The organism is Streptomyces chengmaiensis (assembly GCF_029846775.1).
Lineage (GTDB): Bacteria > Actinomycetota > Actinomycetes > Streptomycetales > Streptomycetaceae > Streptomyces > Streptomyces chengmaiensis.
In genome coordinates, this window is the sequence record NZ_JARWBG010000039.1 from 51290 (window position 1) to 66028 (window position 14739).

At 70.9% G+C, this 14739-nt stretch carries 11 protein-coding genes and 1 pseudogene; 10 read left to right on the plus strand and 2 right to left on the minus strand.

The features are described 5' to 3' along the window. Positions 1–30 precede the first annotated feature (30 nt). Complete coding sequence (gene thrS, locus QCN29_RS26655) at positions 31–2007, plus strand: threonine--tRNA ligase (RefSeq protein WP_240139994.1); 1977 nt, start codon at positions 31–33, stop codon at positions 2005–2007. 145 nt (positions 2008–2152) lie between these two features. Further along, positions 2153–2710: an HIT family protein gene (locus QCN29_RS26660; RefSeq protein WP_279931335.1), complete on the plus strand. Its 558-nt coding sequence runs from the start codon at positions 2153–2155 to the stop codon at positions 2708–2710. Positions 2711–2741: 31 nt separating this feature from the next. On the opposite strand, the gene QCN29_RS26665 is transcribed toward QCN29_RS26660, so the two are convergent. Together QCN29_RS26665 and QCN29_RS26670 are read right to left on the minus strand one after the other, a co-directional pair. Next, positions 2742–4397, minus strand: coding sequence for a hypothetical protein (locus QCN29_RS26665; protein ID WP_398860019.1), 1656 nt, complete (start codon positions 4395–4397; stop codon positions 2742–2744). A 162-nt stretch (positions 4398–4559) separates the two neighbouring features. Further along, a complete protein-coding gene (locus tag QCN29_RS26670) occupies positions 4560–6767 on the minus strand; it encodes an elongation factor G-like protein EF-G2 (protein WP_279931325.1) in 2208 nt (735 codons plus the stop codon). A 236-nt stretch (positions 6768–7003) separates the two neighbouring features. Between QCN29_RS26670 and pgsA the strand changes: the two genes are divergently transcribed. The 8 genes and pseudogenes from pgsA to ruvC all read left to right on the plus strand — a co-directional run. Then, positions 7004–7681 carry a phosphatidylinositol phosphate synthase gene (gene pgsA / locus QCN29_RS26675; protein WP_240139998.1) on the plus strand — a complete coding sequence of 226 codons (678 nt, stop codon included), beginning with the start codon at positions 7004–7006 and terminating at the stop codon, positions 7679–7681. Further along, the gene (locus tag QCN29_RS26680; protein WP_279931327.1) at positions 7678–8625 is read left to right on the plus strand and encodes a phosphatidylinositol mannoside acyltransferase; all 948 of its coding nucleotides are present in this window, start codon (positions 7678–7680) and stop codon (positions 8623–8625) included. Before pgsA ends, QCN29_RS26680 begins: the two co-directional genes overlap by 4 nt. Next, positions 8622–9782 carry a glycosyltransferase family 4 protein gene (locus tag QCN29_RS26685; protein ID WP_279931328.1) on the plus strand — a complete coding sequence of 387 codons (1161 nt, stop codon included), beginning with the start codon at positions 8622–8624 and terminating at the stop codon, positions 9780–9782. The genes QCN29_RS26680 and QCN29_RS26685 overlap by 4 nt, the downstream gene beginning before the upstream one ends. Positions 9783–10177: 395 nt before the next feature. Continuing rightward, on the plus strand, positions 10178–10720 hold the full coding sequence (locus QCN29_RS26690) for a hypothetical protein (protein WP_240140001.1): 543 nt from the start codon (positions 10178–10180) through the stop codon (positions 10718–10720). A gap of 107 nt (positions 10721–10827) precedes the next feature. Next, positions 10828–11748 (plus strand): pyridoxal 5'-phosphate synthase lyase subunit PdxS, encoded by a 921-nt coding sequence (pdxS, locus tag QCN29_RS26695; protein WP_279931330.1) that lies wholly within the window; start codon positions 10828–10830, stop codon positions 11746–11748. Positions 11749–11754: 6 nt separating this feature from the next. Beyond that, positions 11755–12345 carry a pyridoxal 5'-phosphate synthase glutaminase subunit PdxT gene (pdxT, locus tag QCN29_RS26700; RefSeq protein WP_279931331.1) on the plus strand — a complete coding sequence of 197 codons (591 nt, stop codon included), beginning with the start codon at positions 11755–11757 and terminating at the stop codon, positions 12343–12345. A gap of 62 nt (positions 12346–12407) precedes the next feature. Further along, positions 12408–13160, plus strand: coding sequence for a YebC/PmpR family DNA-binding transcriptional regulator (locus tag QCN29_RS26705; protein ID WP_240140003.1), 753 nt, complete (start codon positions 12408–12410; stop codon positions 13158–13160). Between the two features lie 151 nt (positions 13161–13311). Next, positions 13312–13932 (plus strand): annotated as a pseudogene (ruvC, locus tag QCN29_RS26710) (crossover junction endodeoxyribonuclease RuvC); the annotation flags it as partial. Positions 13933–14739: the final 807 nt, after the last annotated feature.

The window sequence follows — 14739 nt, forward strand, 5'->3', positions numbered from 1 at the left end:
CGGCGCTTCCCCTTCAGTCAGGAGAGACCGGTGTCAGACGTCCGTGTGATCATCCAACGCGATTCCGAGCGGGAAGAGCGCGTGGTGACGACGGGCACTACGGCCGCCGACCTCTTCTCCGGCGAGCGCACGATCATCGCCGCACGCGTCGCGGGCGAGCTGAAGGACCTGGCGTACCAGGTCAAGGACGGCGAGGAGGTCGAGCCGGTGGAGATCTCCTCCCCGGACGGCCTCGACATCCTGCGCCACTCCACCGCGCATGTGATGGCCCAGGCCGTGCAGGAGCTCTTCCCGGAGGCCAAGCTCGGCATCGGCCCGCCGGTGAGGGACGGCTTCTACTACGACTTCGACGTCGAGAAGCCGTTCACCCCCGAGGATCTCAAGGCCATCGAGAAGAAGATGCAGGAGATCCAGAAGCGCGGCCAGCGCTTCTCCCGCCGGGTGGTCACCGACGAGGCGGCCCGCGAAGAGCTCGTGGACGAGCCCTACAAGCTGGAGCTGATCGGCCTCAAGGGCTCCGCCTCCAGCGAGGACGGCGCGGATGTGGAGGTCGGCGCGGGCGAGCTGACCATCTACGACAACCTGGACGCCAAGACCGGCGAGCTGTGCTGGCGAGATCTCTGCCGGGGCCCGCACCTGCCGACCACCCGGAACATCCCGGCGTTCAAGCTGATGCGCAACGCGTCCGCCTACTGGCGCGGCAGCGAGAAGAACAAGCAGCTTCAGCGCATCTACGGAACCGCCTGGCCGTCCAAGGACGAGCTCAAGGCCCACCTGGAGTTCCTCGCGGAGGCCGAGAAGCGCGACCACCGCCGCCTGGGCGCCGAGCTGGACCTGTTCTCCATTCCGGAGCAGATCGGCTCCGGCCTCGCGGTCTTCCACCCCAAGGGCGGCATCATCCGCCGGGTGATGGAGGACTACTCGCGGCGTCGCCACGAGGAGGCCGGGTACGAGTTCGTCTACACCCCGCATGCGACCAAGGGGAAGCTTTTCGAGACCTCGGGCCATCTGGACTGGTACGCCGAGGGCATGTACCCGCCCATGCAGCTCGACGAGGGCGTGGACTACTACCTCAAGCCCATGAACTGCCCGATGCACAACCTGATCTTCGATGCGCGGGGCCGCTCGTACCGTGAGCTGCCTCTGAGGTTGTTTGAATTCGGGACGGTGTACCGGTACGAGAAGTCGGGCGTGGTGCACGGCCTGACCCGCGCCCGGGGTTTCACCCAGGACGACGCGCACATCTACTGCACCAAGGAGCAGATGGCCGAGGAGCTCGACTCGCTCCTCACCTTCGTCCTCAATCTGCTCCGCGACTACGGTCTCACCGACTTCTATCTGGAGCTCTCCACCAAGGACGAGACGAAGTACGTCGGCTCGGACGAGGTCTGGGAAGAGGCGACCGAGGTGCTGCGCAAGGCTGCGGAGAAGCAGGGCCTGCCGCTCACCCCGGACCCGGGCGGCGCGGCGTTCTACGGTCCGAAGATCTCCGTCCAGGCCAAGGACGCGATCGGCCGGACCTGGCAGATGTCGACCATCCAGCTCGACTTCAACCTGCCCGAGCGTTTCGACCTCGAGTACACCGCGCCTGACGGCTCCAAGCAGCGTCCGGTCATGATCCACCGGGCCCTGTTCGGAAGCATCGAGCGGTTCTTCGCCGTGCTGCTGGAGCACTACGCGGGCGCGATGCCGCCGTGGCTGGCCCCGGTGCAGGCGGTGGGCATCCCGGTCGGCGACGCGCATGTGCCGTACTTGGAGGAGTTCGCCGCCGAGGCGAAGCGGAAGGGGCTGCGGGTCGAGGTGGACGCGTCCTCCGACCGTATGCAGAAGAAGATCAGAAACCAGCAGAAGCTGAAGGTCCCGTACATGATCATCGTCGGTGACGACGACATGAGCGCGGGCACGGTTTCCTTCCGCTACCGCGACGGTTCGCAGAAGAACGGGATTCCCCGCGACCTCGCACTGCAGGAGCTCGTCGACGCTGTCGAACATCGCATTCAGGTGTGACACGGTCCCCGCGTGAGCGGGGTGGTCCCGCGAACAGCCGCAGCGGCAGCTCGCGGCATGAGCGGTCCCCGTGCACACGGGGCTGACCGAGGGGCGGTCCTTCCGGTACCGCCCCTCGGCGCTTCCCACCCTCCCACGGGCGAATATGCTGGCCGGTATGACGACTGAGCCGGAGCAGCAGATCGGGGTGGGGACGCCGGACGCCTTTCAGCGCCTGTGGACGCCTCACCGGATGGCCTACATCCTGGGGGAGAACAAGCCGACCGGGCCGGGGGCCGATGACGGCTGTCCCTTCTGCACCATTCCGGCCAAGTCCGATGAGGACGGGCTCGTCATCGCCCGAGGTGAGAGCGTCTACGCCGTGCTGAACCTCTACCCGTACAACGGCGGTCATCTCATGGTCGTGCCGTTCCGGCATGTCGCCGACTACACGGAGCTGACCGATGCCGAGACCGCCGAGCTGGCGGAGTTCACCAAGCAGGCCATGCAGGCTCTGCGTGCCGCCTCCGGCGCCCACGGATTCAACGTGGGCATGAACCAAGGCGTGGCCGCCGGCGCCGGCATCGCCGCGCATCTGCATCAGCACATCGTGCCCCGCTGGGGCGGGGACACCAATTTCATGCCGGTCACCGCCCACACCAAGGTCCTGCCGCAGCTGCTCGCCGACACCCGCAAGATGCTCGCGGAGGCGTGGCCCGCATAGTGCGGGGGCCGCACCCGGTGGCGTCTGACGGCTATGCGTCGTAGATGTCCGCCTTCTTCGGGGCGGCGTCCTGGACCGCCCCGCTGACGGCCGTCGAGCGGTTGCCGAAACGCTCCGTGTCCACGCCGTTCTCCTCGAGCACCCTCATGGCGGCGGCATGGGCCACACGCAGCACCGGGGTGGCCGCACGCATCGCGTCGTCCGCCATGAAGCGGTGCCGCCAGGGCTTCTCGGCCCAGGCGTGGCGCAGCCCGAAGGGTTCGGGCAGGACGAGTTTGCCGCCGAGGAACTCCAGCAGCGGGGGATACCAGGTCAGCGGTGCGCGCACCATGAGCCGGACGACTTCCCGGGTCTCCACCAGCGGCAGGGCGATGCTGCGGGTCTCCCAGAAGCGGATGGTCTTGCTGACGGTCTTGGTCTTCGCCTCGGGCTTGCTGGTGAAGAGGGAGTGCACGGGGCCGAGGGCATGGCCGGTGACCTCGACGCGCAGGGTCTCGTGCAGCACGGTGACGGTGATCATCATGGTGAGCACCAGCTGGCCGTCCCAGAGGGTGAACTGCACGCCCAGGTAGTGGCGGTTTCCGCTGCCGAACTGCTGCTCGTTGCAGATGCGCTGTATCTCGTGTGCGCGGATCTGGAAGGCGTCGACATCCTGGCCTTCGGGCCGGGAGACGGCGCCGGCGTTCTCGCCGACGGGGGCGACGATCCAGTGCCTGACGGACGGCGTGGGGAAGCCGCCGGAGTGCAGTGGCCCGCGCTGGAGCAGTTTGAGCCGGTCGTGGATGGCTCGTATGACGTCCCAGCTGCGGAACTGGTTGATCTCTTTGCCGGGCTCCTTGGGGGTGAGTTCCTCGGCGAGCTGCCAGCTTCCCCAGCGGGTGCCCATGCCGAGTATGCCTTTGGGGCCGGCGTAGAAGACGACGTTGGACTGCTGCTCGGCGCTGAGCTTGGACAGGCCTTGGCGCAGCTGTTCGGCGGCGGTCTCGCCGGGGTTGCCGGGCACGGCCTCGGGGATCTTCGCGCCGACGCCGCCGCCTGAGAGCAGGCCGTCCCAGCGGTCGCGCAGGTCCTTGGCGGTGGCTTCGCAGATGCGTTTGGCGAGGAACCAGCCGATGACCGGTGCGATGATCATGCCGCGGAGGTAGTACCCGAGGAAGCCGGTGAAGGGCAGCCGGATGAGGAAGATCAGGGCGAGGCCGCCGATGCCGATGAGCACGAGGGCGCCGAGCAGTCCGGCGTTCTTGTTCTGGGCGCCGGCCAGGGTGCGGCGGAGTTGGAAGACCGCCATCCACAGCAGCACTCCGGGCAGGAAGAGGAGCCCGCAGATGGCCGTGATGGCGGTCAGTTTGGCGTCGCGTTCCTTGCGGATGCGGCTGGCGGCGAGGGCGTGTTCGACGACGACCTGGGGTTCGATGCCGAAGGACTGGATGAGCGCGCCGCGCTCGTCGCCGAGCATGCGTGTCTGGACGGCGCGGGAGAAGGCCTCGCCGAGGTTGGGTTCGAAGAGCGAGAACTTGCCCTTCTTGACCTCCGACTTATGCCATTCGTTGTCGGCCTTGAGGATGTCCTCGGCGGGGCTGTCGCGGTAGGCGGCGGAGGCGAGGGCGTGGGTGGCCGCGGTCTGTCCGGCCGAGCCGATGAGCGGGATCTGTGCCCCGGGAGTGAAATCGAATCCGTCGTCGGCCACATCCGCCCCCATCGCCCCGCGTCGCCGTATGCCCGTCGCATCTCGGCTTTTCCCAACTGCCGTGCCCCGCACACCTGATGGGCAGAGCACTCCAGCCTATCGGGGGCGGGGCGGCGGCGTCTTGGGGGCGCTGTCGACTATGCGCCCTTCTTGTACGGCGCGCTATGAGCCGTTCTCGGCTTGTGCGCGGAGCTTCTCGGCGAGTTGGGCGGGCATGGGCTCGTGGCGGGCGTAGCCGCGGCTGAACTGGCCGGTGCCGTGGGAGATGGAGCGCAGGTCGATCGCGTACCTGCCGATCTCCAGTTCCGGCACTTCGGCGCGGATGAGCGTGCGTCCGCCTCCGGCCTGTTCGGTGCCGACGACACGGCCGCGCCGTCCTGACAGATCGCTCATCACGGAGCCGACGTAGTCGTCGGAGACGAGGACCCGGACTTCGGCGACCGGTTCCAGCAGGTCGATGCGGGAGTCCGTGGCCGCTTCGCGCAGGGCGAGGGCGCCTGCGGTCTGGAAGGCGGCGTCGGAGGAGTCGACGGAGTGGGCTTTGCCGTCCCGCAGGGTGACGCGTACGTCGACCAGGGGGTAGCCGGCGGCGACCCCGCGTGCGGCCTGGGCGCGTACGCCCTTCTCCACGGAGGGGATGAACTGGCGGGGCACGGCGCCGCCGACGACCTTGTCGACGAATTCGACGCCGGAGCCGGCGGGCAGGGGCTCGACGTCGATCTCGCATATGGCGTACTGGCCGTGGCCGCCGGACTGTTTGACATGGCGGCCGCGCCCGGCGGCGGGCCCGCCGAAGGTCTCGCGCAGGGACACCTTGTGGGGGACGACGTCGACCTGGACCCCGTAGCGGCTGCGGAGCCGTTCGAGCGCGACGTCGGCGTGGGCCTCGCCGAGGCACCAGAGCACGACCTGGTGGGTGGCCTGGTTCTGTTCGAGGCGCATGGTGGGGTCTTCGGCGACGAGCCGGGCGAGCCCCTGGGACAGTTTGTCCTCGTCGGCTTTGCTGTGGGCCTGGATGGCGAGGGGGAGCAGCGGGTCGGGCATGCTCCAGGGCTCCATGAGCAGCGGGTCGTCCTTGGCGGAGAGGGTGTCCCCGGTCTCGGCGCGGCTGAGTTTGGCGACGCAGGCCAGGTCGCCCGCGATGGCGTGGGCCATGGTGCGCTGCTGTTTGCCGAAGGGGGAGGTGAGGGCGCCGACTCGCTCTTCGACGTCGTGGTCTTCGTGGCCGCGGTCGGCGAGGCCGTGTCCGGAGATGTGGACGGTCTCGTCGGGGCGGAGGGTGCCGGAGAAGACGCGGACGAGGGAGATGCGGCCGACGTAGGGGTCGGACGCGGTCTTGACGACTTCGGCGACAAGGGGCCCGCCGGGGTCGCAGGCGACTTGCGGGCGGGTCTTGCCCTCGGGGGTGGTGACGGCCGGGGGAGCGGTCTCCAGAGGGGTGGGGAAGCCTCGGGTGATCAGCTCCAGGAGTTCCACGGTGCCCAGGCCCTGGCGTGCGCCGTCGGCGGCGGGCGCGGCGGCGAGGACGGGGTGGAAGGCGCCGCGGGCGACGGCTTTCTCGAGGTCGTCGATGAGGGTGGTGACCTCGACGTCCTCGCCGCCGAGGTAGCGGTCCATGAGGGTTTCGTCCTCGCTCTCCGAGATGATCCCCTCGATGAGCCGGTTGCGGGCCTCTTCGATGACGGAGGCCTGTTCGGCGTCGGGCGGGGTGTCCTTGCGTTCTCCGGAGGAGTAGTCGAAGACCTTCTGGGAGAGCAGCCCGATCAGTCCGGTGACGGGTGCGTGGCCGTCGGCGTGCTGGGGGCCGTACAGGGGGAGGTACAGGGGCAGCACGGCGTCGGGGTCGTCGCCGCCGAAGATCTCGGCGCAGACGCGGGTGAGCTCCTCGTAGTCGGTGCGGGCGGTCTCCAGGTGGGTGATCACGATCGCGCGGGGCATGCCGACGGCGGCGCACTCCTCCCACACGGTGCGGCAGGAGGCGGCGACGGCGTCGGCTTCCTGGGCGGCCGAGATGACGAAGAGGGCCGCGTCCGCTGCCCGCAGACCGGCCCTCAGCTCTCCGACGAAGTCGGCGTACCCGGGGGTGTCGAGTAGGTTGATCTTGTAGCCGTCCCATTCGAGGGGGACGAGTGAGAGCTGTACGGAGCGTTGCTGCCGGTGTTCGATCTCGTCGTAGTCGGAGACGGTGGCGCCGTCCTCGACGCGCCCGGCGCGGTTGACGGCCCCTGTGGCCTGGGCGAGAGCTTCGACCAGGGTGGTCTTTCCCGATCCGCTGTGGCCGACCAGCACCACATTCCGTACGGAGGCGGGCCGGTCGGCCGTTGTAGCCCTGCCGGCGGCTCCGGGGTGTGTGTTCGTCTTGTCGCCCATGATGTGTTCCTCCCGACTCGGTGCACGGTGAGGTGTGGGCGCGGGACGCGGGAGCCGCGTGCAGCTCCGTCGATGCCCGCGGTGGTCTTTCGAGCTTTCCACTCAGGCCATGGTGCGTCCATACGTCGTACGCCGCCGCAGGGCCGGGTGCGCGCGGTGCGGGTGCGGGGGCGTGGCTACGATGGGCCAGCCGATGGCCGAAGGGGCCATGCGGCCCACCGACCGTCGGGAAGGCCATGCTGAACAAGTACGCGCGTGCGTTTTTCACGCGTGTCCTCACGCCGTTCGCCGCGTTTCTGCTCCGCCGGGGGGTGAGTCCCGACGCGGTCACGCTGGTAGGCACGGCCGGAGTCGTGGCGGGTGCGCTGGTCTTCTTCCCCCGGGGCGAGTTCTTCTGGGGCACGGTCGTGATCACGCTGTTCGTGTTCTCGGACCTGGTCGACGGGAACATGGCTCGGCAGGCGGGGGTGTCCAGCCGCTGGGGCGCGTTCCTGGACTCGACGCTGGACCGGGTGGCCGACGCGGCGATCTTCGGCGGCTTCGCGCTCTGGTATGCGGGCTCGGGGGACGACAATGTGTTGTGTGCCGTCGCCATCTTCTGTCTGGCGAGCGGGCAGGTCGTGTCGTACACGAAGGCGCGCGGTGAGTCGATCGGTCTGCCGGTCGCCGTGAACGGCCTGGTGGAGCGGGCGGAGCGACTGGTGATCTCGCTGGTCGCCGCGGGTTTCGCGGGGCTGCACAAGTTCGGGGTGCCCGGGATCGACGTGCTGCTGCCGATCGCTCTGTGGCTGGTGGCCGCGGGCTCGCTGGTGACGCTCGGGCAGCGCGTGGTGACGGTGCGCCGAGAGGCTGCCGAGGCGGACGCCCAGTCCGGTGCGGACGCCGCGCAGGGGAGCGGGGCTGAGACGACATGACGCGGGACCACGGGGAGCGCGGAGAACGGCACACGGCGCGTGAGCGGGTGACAGACGCGCTGTACGGGCTCGGCTGGAGCACGGTGAAGAAGCTGCCCGAGCCTGCGGCCGCCCGGCTGGGCCGGAGCATCGCCGACACGGTGTGGAAGCGGCGCGGGAAGAGCGTGCTGCGTCTGGAGTCCAATCTGGCGCGTGTGGTTCCCGATGCCGGCCCGGCGCGGCTGGCTGAGCTGTCGCAGGCCGGGATGCGCTCGTACATGCGCTACTGGATGGAGTCCTTCCGGCTGCCCGCGTGGAGCGCGGAGCGGGTCGGGGACGCTTTCCAGCCGAAGGATGTGCACCATCTGACCGACGGGCTGGCCGCGGGGAACGGGGTGATACTGGCGCTGCCGCACCTGGCGAACTGGGACCTCGCGGGCGTCTGGGTCACCCGCGCCCTGGGTGTGCCGTTCACGACGGTGGCCGAGCGGCTGCGGCCGGAGTCGCTGTACGACCGGTTCGTGGCGTACCGCGAGAGCCTCGGCATGGAGGTGCTGCCGCACACCGGAGGGTCGGCGTTCGGGACGCTGGCGCGGCGGCTGCGCGCAGGCGGCCTGGTGTGCCTGGTCGCGGACCGTGATCTGTCGGCGTCCGGCGTGGAGGTGAAGTTCTTCGGTGACACGGCGCGGATGCCGGCCGGACCCGCGATGCTGGCGCAGCAGACGGGGGCGCTGCTGCTGCCGGTCACGCTCTTCTACGACGAGCCGCCGGTGATGCGGGGCCGGGTGCATCCCCCCGTCGAGGTGCCTCGGACGGGTACCCGGGCCGAGAAGACGGCCGTCATGACACAGGCGCTGGCGGACGTCTTCGCCACGGGCATCGCGGACCACCCGGAGGACTGGCACATGCTGCAGCGGCTGTGGCTTGCGGATCTCGATCCCGACCGGGGACAGGGGTCGCTGTGAGGATCGGCATCGTCTGCCCCTACTCGTGGGATGTGCCGGGCGGCGTCCAGTTCCATATCCGGGACCTGGCGGAGCATCTGATCCGCCTCGGTCACCAGGTGTCCGTGCTGGCGCCCGCGGACGACGACACGCCGCTGCCGCCGTACGTCGTCTCGGCGGGCCGGGCGGTGCCCGTGCCGTACAACGGATCGGTCGCGCGGCTGAACTTCGGCTTTCTGTCGGCGGCGCGGGTGCGACGCTGGCTGCAGACCGGCACGTTCGACGTCATCCACATCCACGAGCCGGCCTCGCCGTCGCTGGGGCTGCTGAGCTGCTGGGCGGCGCAGGGCCCGATCGTGGCCACCTTCCACACCTCGAATCCCCGCTCCCGCGCGATGATCGCCGCATATCCGATCCTTCAGCCCGCGCTGGAGAAGATCAGCGCGCGGATCGCGGTCAGCGAGTACGCGCGGCGCACGCTGGTGGAGCATCTGGGCGGTGACGCGGTGGTCATCCCGAACGGGGTGGACGTCGCCTTCTTTGAGAAGGCCGAGCCGAAGGCGGAGTGGCAGGGGCACACTATCGGCTTCATCGGCCGTATCGACGAGCCCCGCAAGGGGCTGCCGGTGCTGATGAAGGCCCTTCCCCGGATCCTGGAGGCCTGCCCTCAGGCCCGGTTGCTGGTCGCGGGGCGCGGCGACGAGGAGGAGGCCGTCGCGACGCTGCCGCGGGAGATGCGCGAGCGGGTGGAGTTCCTAGGGATGGTCAGCGACGAGGACAAGGCCCGGCTGCTGCGGAGCGTGGACGTGTACGTGGCTCCCAACACGGGTGGGGAGAGCTTCGGCATCATCCTGGTCGAGGCGATGTCGGCGGGCGCGCCGGTGCTCGCCGCGGACCTCGACGCGTTCGCCCAGGTCCTCGACCAGGGAGCGGCCGGCGAGCTCTTCGCCAACGAGGACGCGGACGCGCTGGCCGACGCGGCTGTCGCCCTGCTGCGCGATCCGGCGCGGCGAGCAGAGCTGCGGAAGCGGGGGAGCGCGCATGTGCGGCGCTTCGACTGGTCGACGGTGGGCACGGACATCCTGGCGGTCTACGAGACGGTGACGGACGGTGCGGCCTCGGTCGCCGCGGACGAACGCACGGGCTTCCGCGCGCGGTTCGGTCTGGCCCGCGACTGACCTCGGGGCCGGGCTGGGGCCCCGCCCGAGCACCCCCGAAAGGGCGGGGTTCCGCCCCAGATCCCGGTACGGCCTTCAAGCGAGGCACTGAACCCGCACCATCCAGCCTGGCCCGGGGGCACCTCCGTGGGGGCACCTCCCAGCGGTAGCTGGGGGAGGAGTCTGAGGGAGGAGCCCGGGGGAGGCAGCTGGGGGAGTTTGAGGCGCGGGGGTCCCGGGGCGGAGCCCCCGTACAACGGGGTCCGGGGCGGAGCCCGGGTTTCGGGAAAGGGCGGGGCAGGGGAGAAGTCCCCGCGAGGGGAACCCGCGCCCGTGCGCATGGCCTGCGAAGAGCCCGGGCTCCAGGGGCCCGGGCCTGACAGGGGGCCGCACCGGCACCGGTATCTTTGGCCGCCGTGACCGCAACCCTGATCTGGATCCTCGTCGCCCTCGTGGCCATCGGCCTGTATCTGAGCTGGACCGCAGGACGCCTCGACCGGCTGCACGCCCGCATCGACGCCGCCCGCGCCGCCCTCGACGCGCAGCTGCTGCGGCGCGCCTCGGTCACCCAGGAGCTGGCCACCGCCGGCGTGCTCGACCCCGCCGCGTCCATCGTGCTGTACGAGGCCGCGCACGCCGCCCGCCAGGCGGAGGAGGAGCAGCGCGAGGTCGCGGAGAGCGAGCTGAGCGCCGCGCTGCGGGCGGTGTTCGGGGAGCCGGAGCAGGTGGAGGCGGTCCGGGAGGTCCCGGGCGGCGAGGAGGCCGCGGGCGAGCTCGCACAGGCGGTGCGCCGGGTCCCCATGGCCCGCCGGTTCCACAACGACGCCGTCCGCGCGGCCCGTGCTCTCCGCCGCCACCGCAAGGTCCGCTGGTTCAGGCTCGCCGGCCACGCCCCGTTCCCGATGGCGTTCGAGATGGACGACGAGCCCCCGGCGGCGCTCGCGGACCGCGCTGCCTGACCCGGGGCAAAACGATCCACCGGGTCATCATTGGCCCTTGTCGTGGACCGGGGGGCACATGTTGCATCAGGGAGGCAACACACCGTCTTCATCGAGTGAGGTCCTCCGTGTCCACGCAGTCCACCACCCCGCAGGCCGCTGACACCCCGGCGACTGGCACTGCGCGCGTCAAGCGCGGCATGGCCGAGCAGCTCAAGGGCGGTGTGATCATGGACGTGGTCACCCCCGAGCAGGCCAAGATCGCCGAGGATGCGGGCGCGGTCGCCGTCATGGCGCTGGAGCGCGTCCCGGCCGACATCCGCAAGGACGGCGGGGTGGCCCGGATGTCCGACCCGGACATGATCGAAGGCATCATCGACGCCGTGTCGATCCCGGTCATGGCCAAGTCCCGGATCGGGCACTTCGTCGAGGCGCAGGTGCTGCAGTCCCTCGGCGTCGACTACATCGACGAGTCCGAGGTGCTCACCCCCGCCGACGAGGTCAACCACTCCGACAAGTGGGCCTTCACCACCCCGTTCGTGTGCGGCGCCACCAACCTGGGCGAGGCCCTGCGCCGTATCGCCGAGGGCGCGGCGATGATCCGCTCCAAGGGCGAGGCCGGCACCGGCAACGTCGTGGAGGCCGTCCGCCACCTGCGCCAGATCAAGAACGAGATCGGCCGGCTGCGGGCCCTGGACAACCACGAGCTGTACGCCGCCGCCAAGGAGCTGCGCGCCCCGTACGAGCTGGTCAAGGAGGCCGCCGAGCTGGGCAAGCTGCCGGTCGTGCTGTTCTCCGCGGGCGGTGTGGCCACCCCGGCCGACGCCGCGCTGATGCGCCAGCTCGGCGCCGAGGGCGTCTTCGTCGGCTCCGGCATCTTCAAGTCCGGCGACCCGGCCAAGCGCGCCGCCGCGATCGTGAAGGCCACCACCTTCTACGACGACCCGAAGATCATCGCGGATGCGTCGCGGAACCTGGGCGAGGCCATGGTGGGCATCAACTGCGACACCCTGCCCGAGGCCGAGCGCTACGCCAACCGCGGCTGGTAAGCGTCCATGAGCACCCCCGTCATCGGAGTCCTGGCCCTCCAGGGCGACGTCCGGGAGCATCTGGTCGCCCTGGCCGCGGCGGACGCCGTGGCCAGGCCGGTCAGGCGCCCCGAGGAGCTGGCCGAGGTCGACGCGCTGGTGATACCCGGCGGTGAGTCGACCACGATGTCCAAGCTGGCCGCGCTGTTCGGCATGGCGGAGCCGCTCCGTGAGCGCATCAGGTCGGGCATGCCGGTGTACGGCACCTGCGCCGGACTGATCATGCTCGCGGACAAGATCCTCGACCCCCGCTCCGGCCAGGAGACCTTCGGCGGCATCGATATGATCGTCCGCCGGAACGCCTTCGGGCGTCAGAACGAGTCCTTCGAGGCGGCCGTCGAGGTCGCGGGCGTCCCGGGCGGCCCGGTCGAGGGCGTCTTCATCCGCGCCCCGTGGGTGGAGTCCGTGGGCGCCGCGGCCGAGGTGCTCGCCGAGTACGACGGCCATATCGTCGCCGTGCGCCAGGGCAACGTCCTGGCGACCTCGTTCCACCCCGAACTGACCGGCGACCACCGGCTGCACGCGCTGTTCGCGGAGATGGTGCGCGCAGCGGGCTGAGCGCATCCCGGTAGGATCTCTGGCGAACGCAGCAGGTTGGGTAACGCGAAGGAGACAGGCAGATGTCCGGCCACTCTAAATGGGCTACGACGAAGCACAAGAAGGCCGTGATCGACGCCAAGCGCGGCAAGCTCTTCGCGAAGCTGATCAAGAACATCGAGGTCGCGGCCCGCACCGGCGGGGCCGACCCGGACGGCAACCCGACGCTGTACGACGCCATCCAGAAGGCCAAGAAGCAGTCGGTTCCGAACAAGAACATCGACTCGGCGGTCAAGCGCGGCGGCGGCCTTGAGGGCGGCGGCGTCGACTACGAGACGATCATGTACGAGGGCTACGGCCCGAACGGCGTCGCGGTGCTCGTCGAGTGCCTCACCGACAACCGCAACCGCGCCGCCTCCGACGTGCGCGTGGCGATGACCCGCAACGGCGGCTCGATGGCCGACCCGGGCTCGGTGTCGTACCTGTTCAACCGCAAGGGCGTCGTGGTGCTGCCCAAGGGCGAGCTGACCGAGGACGATGTGCTCGGCGCGGTGCTGGACGCGGGCGCCGAGGAGGTCAACGACCTCGGCGAGAGCTTCGAGGTCATCAGCGAGGCCACCGACCTGGTCGCGGTCCGCACCGCGCTCCAGGAGGCCGGCATCGACTACGAGTCGGCCGAGGCCAGCTTTGTCCCGACCATGCAGGTCGAGCTGGACGAGGAGGGTGCGCGGAAGATCTTCAAGCTGATCGACGCGCTGGAGGACAGCGACGACGTGCAGAACGTCTTCGCCAACTTCGACGTCGCCGACGACATCATGGCGAAGGTCGACGCCTGACTCTGCTTCATACGCGGATTCTTCATACGCGGAGCCTCGAACACGGGCTTCGCACGCCGACGACGGACGGGCCGACGGGACACACCCCCGTCGGCCCGTCCGTTGTCAGTGCCGGGCGATAGCCTGCACGAACAGATGGAGGGAGGGGCACGTGCGCGTTCTCGGGGTGGACCCGGGGCTGACCCGGTGCGGCGTCGGGGTGGTCGAAGGGGTGGCAGGCCGTCCGCTGGCCATGCGAGGCGTCGGCGTTGTGCGCACCCCTGCCGACGCCGACCTCGGCAGCCGTCTCGTCGCCGTCGAGCGCGGCATCGAGGAGTGGCTGGACGAGCACCGGCCCGATGTGGTCGCGGTGGAGCGGGTGTTCAGCCAGCACAATGTGCGCACGGTCATGGGCACCGCCCAGGCCAGCGCCATCGCCCTGCTGTGCGCATCGCGCCGCGGACTGCCGGTCGCGCTGCACACCCCCAGCGAGGTCAAGGCCGCCGTCACCGGCAGCGGCCGCGCCGACAAGGCGCAGGTCGGCCAGATGGTGACCCGGCTGCTCCGGCTGGACGCCCTGCCCAGGCCCGCCGACGCGGCCGACGCACTGGCCCTGGCCATCTGCCACATCTGGCGGGCGCCCGCGCAGAGCAGACTGCAGAAGGCCGTGGCCGCCCAGACGACCCGGACCCGTCGCCCCGCGCCCACCGGACGCCCCGCGGCGTCCCGTCGCCGCGCGCCCACCGCGCAGGCTGCGCCTGCGGCCACGCTGGCGTCTTCCGGTCGGTCGGCGACCGTCGGCGAGCCCGTATCGGTCGGGCGGCCCGCGCCCGCGGGGCGGGCCGTGCCTGCGGCCGAGCCTGCGCCTGCCGGGCGGTCCGCCACGGCGCAGGCTGCGCCTGCGGCTACGCCCGTGTCTTCCGGTCGGTCGGCGACCGTCGGCGAGCCCGTATCGGTCGGGCGGCCCGCCCCCGCGGGGCGGGCCGTGCCTGCGGCCGAGCCTGCGCCTGCCGGGCGGTCCGCCACGGCGCAGGCTGCGCCTGCGGCTACGCCCGTGTCTTCCGGTCGGTCGGCGACCGTCGGCGAGCCCGTATCGGTCGGGCGGCCCGCCCCCGCGGGGCGGGCCGTGCCTGCGGCCGAGCCTGCGCCTGCCGGGCGGTCCGCCACGGCGCAGGCTGCGCCTGCGGCTACGCCCGCGTCTTCCGGTCGGTCGGCAACGACCGGCGAGCCCGAGCCGGTGCGGAAGACTCCTCCCGCCGGCCCGACGACCGGCGCCGGACGTTCGGCGGCGCCCGACCGCCGGAACGCGACGACACGGCAGCAGCCGGCACCCATAAAGCAAGCCGGGCCGACGAGGCAGCCCACGCCCGGCGGGGAGCCCCCGCGTCGGGCGGCGTCCGCCGACCAGCAGTCGCCTCCCGGGGAGTCCGCCGCGCCCGCCCAGAGGCCGCACCCGGCTGCCCGGCAGGCGGCGGTCACCGGAGGCGAGCCCGGGTCTGCGGGGCAGCCCGCGTCGGCCCGCAGGGCGGCGGCCGCCGGGGACTCCGCCGCGGATGCCCGGCAAGGGCGGGACCCGGCCGCCGCCCGGCAGGCGGCGGGG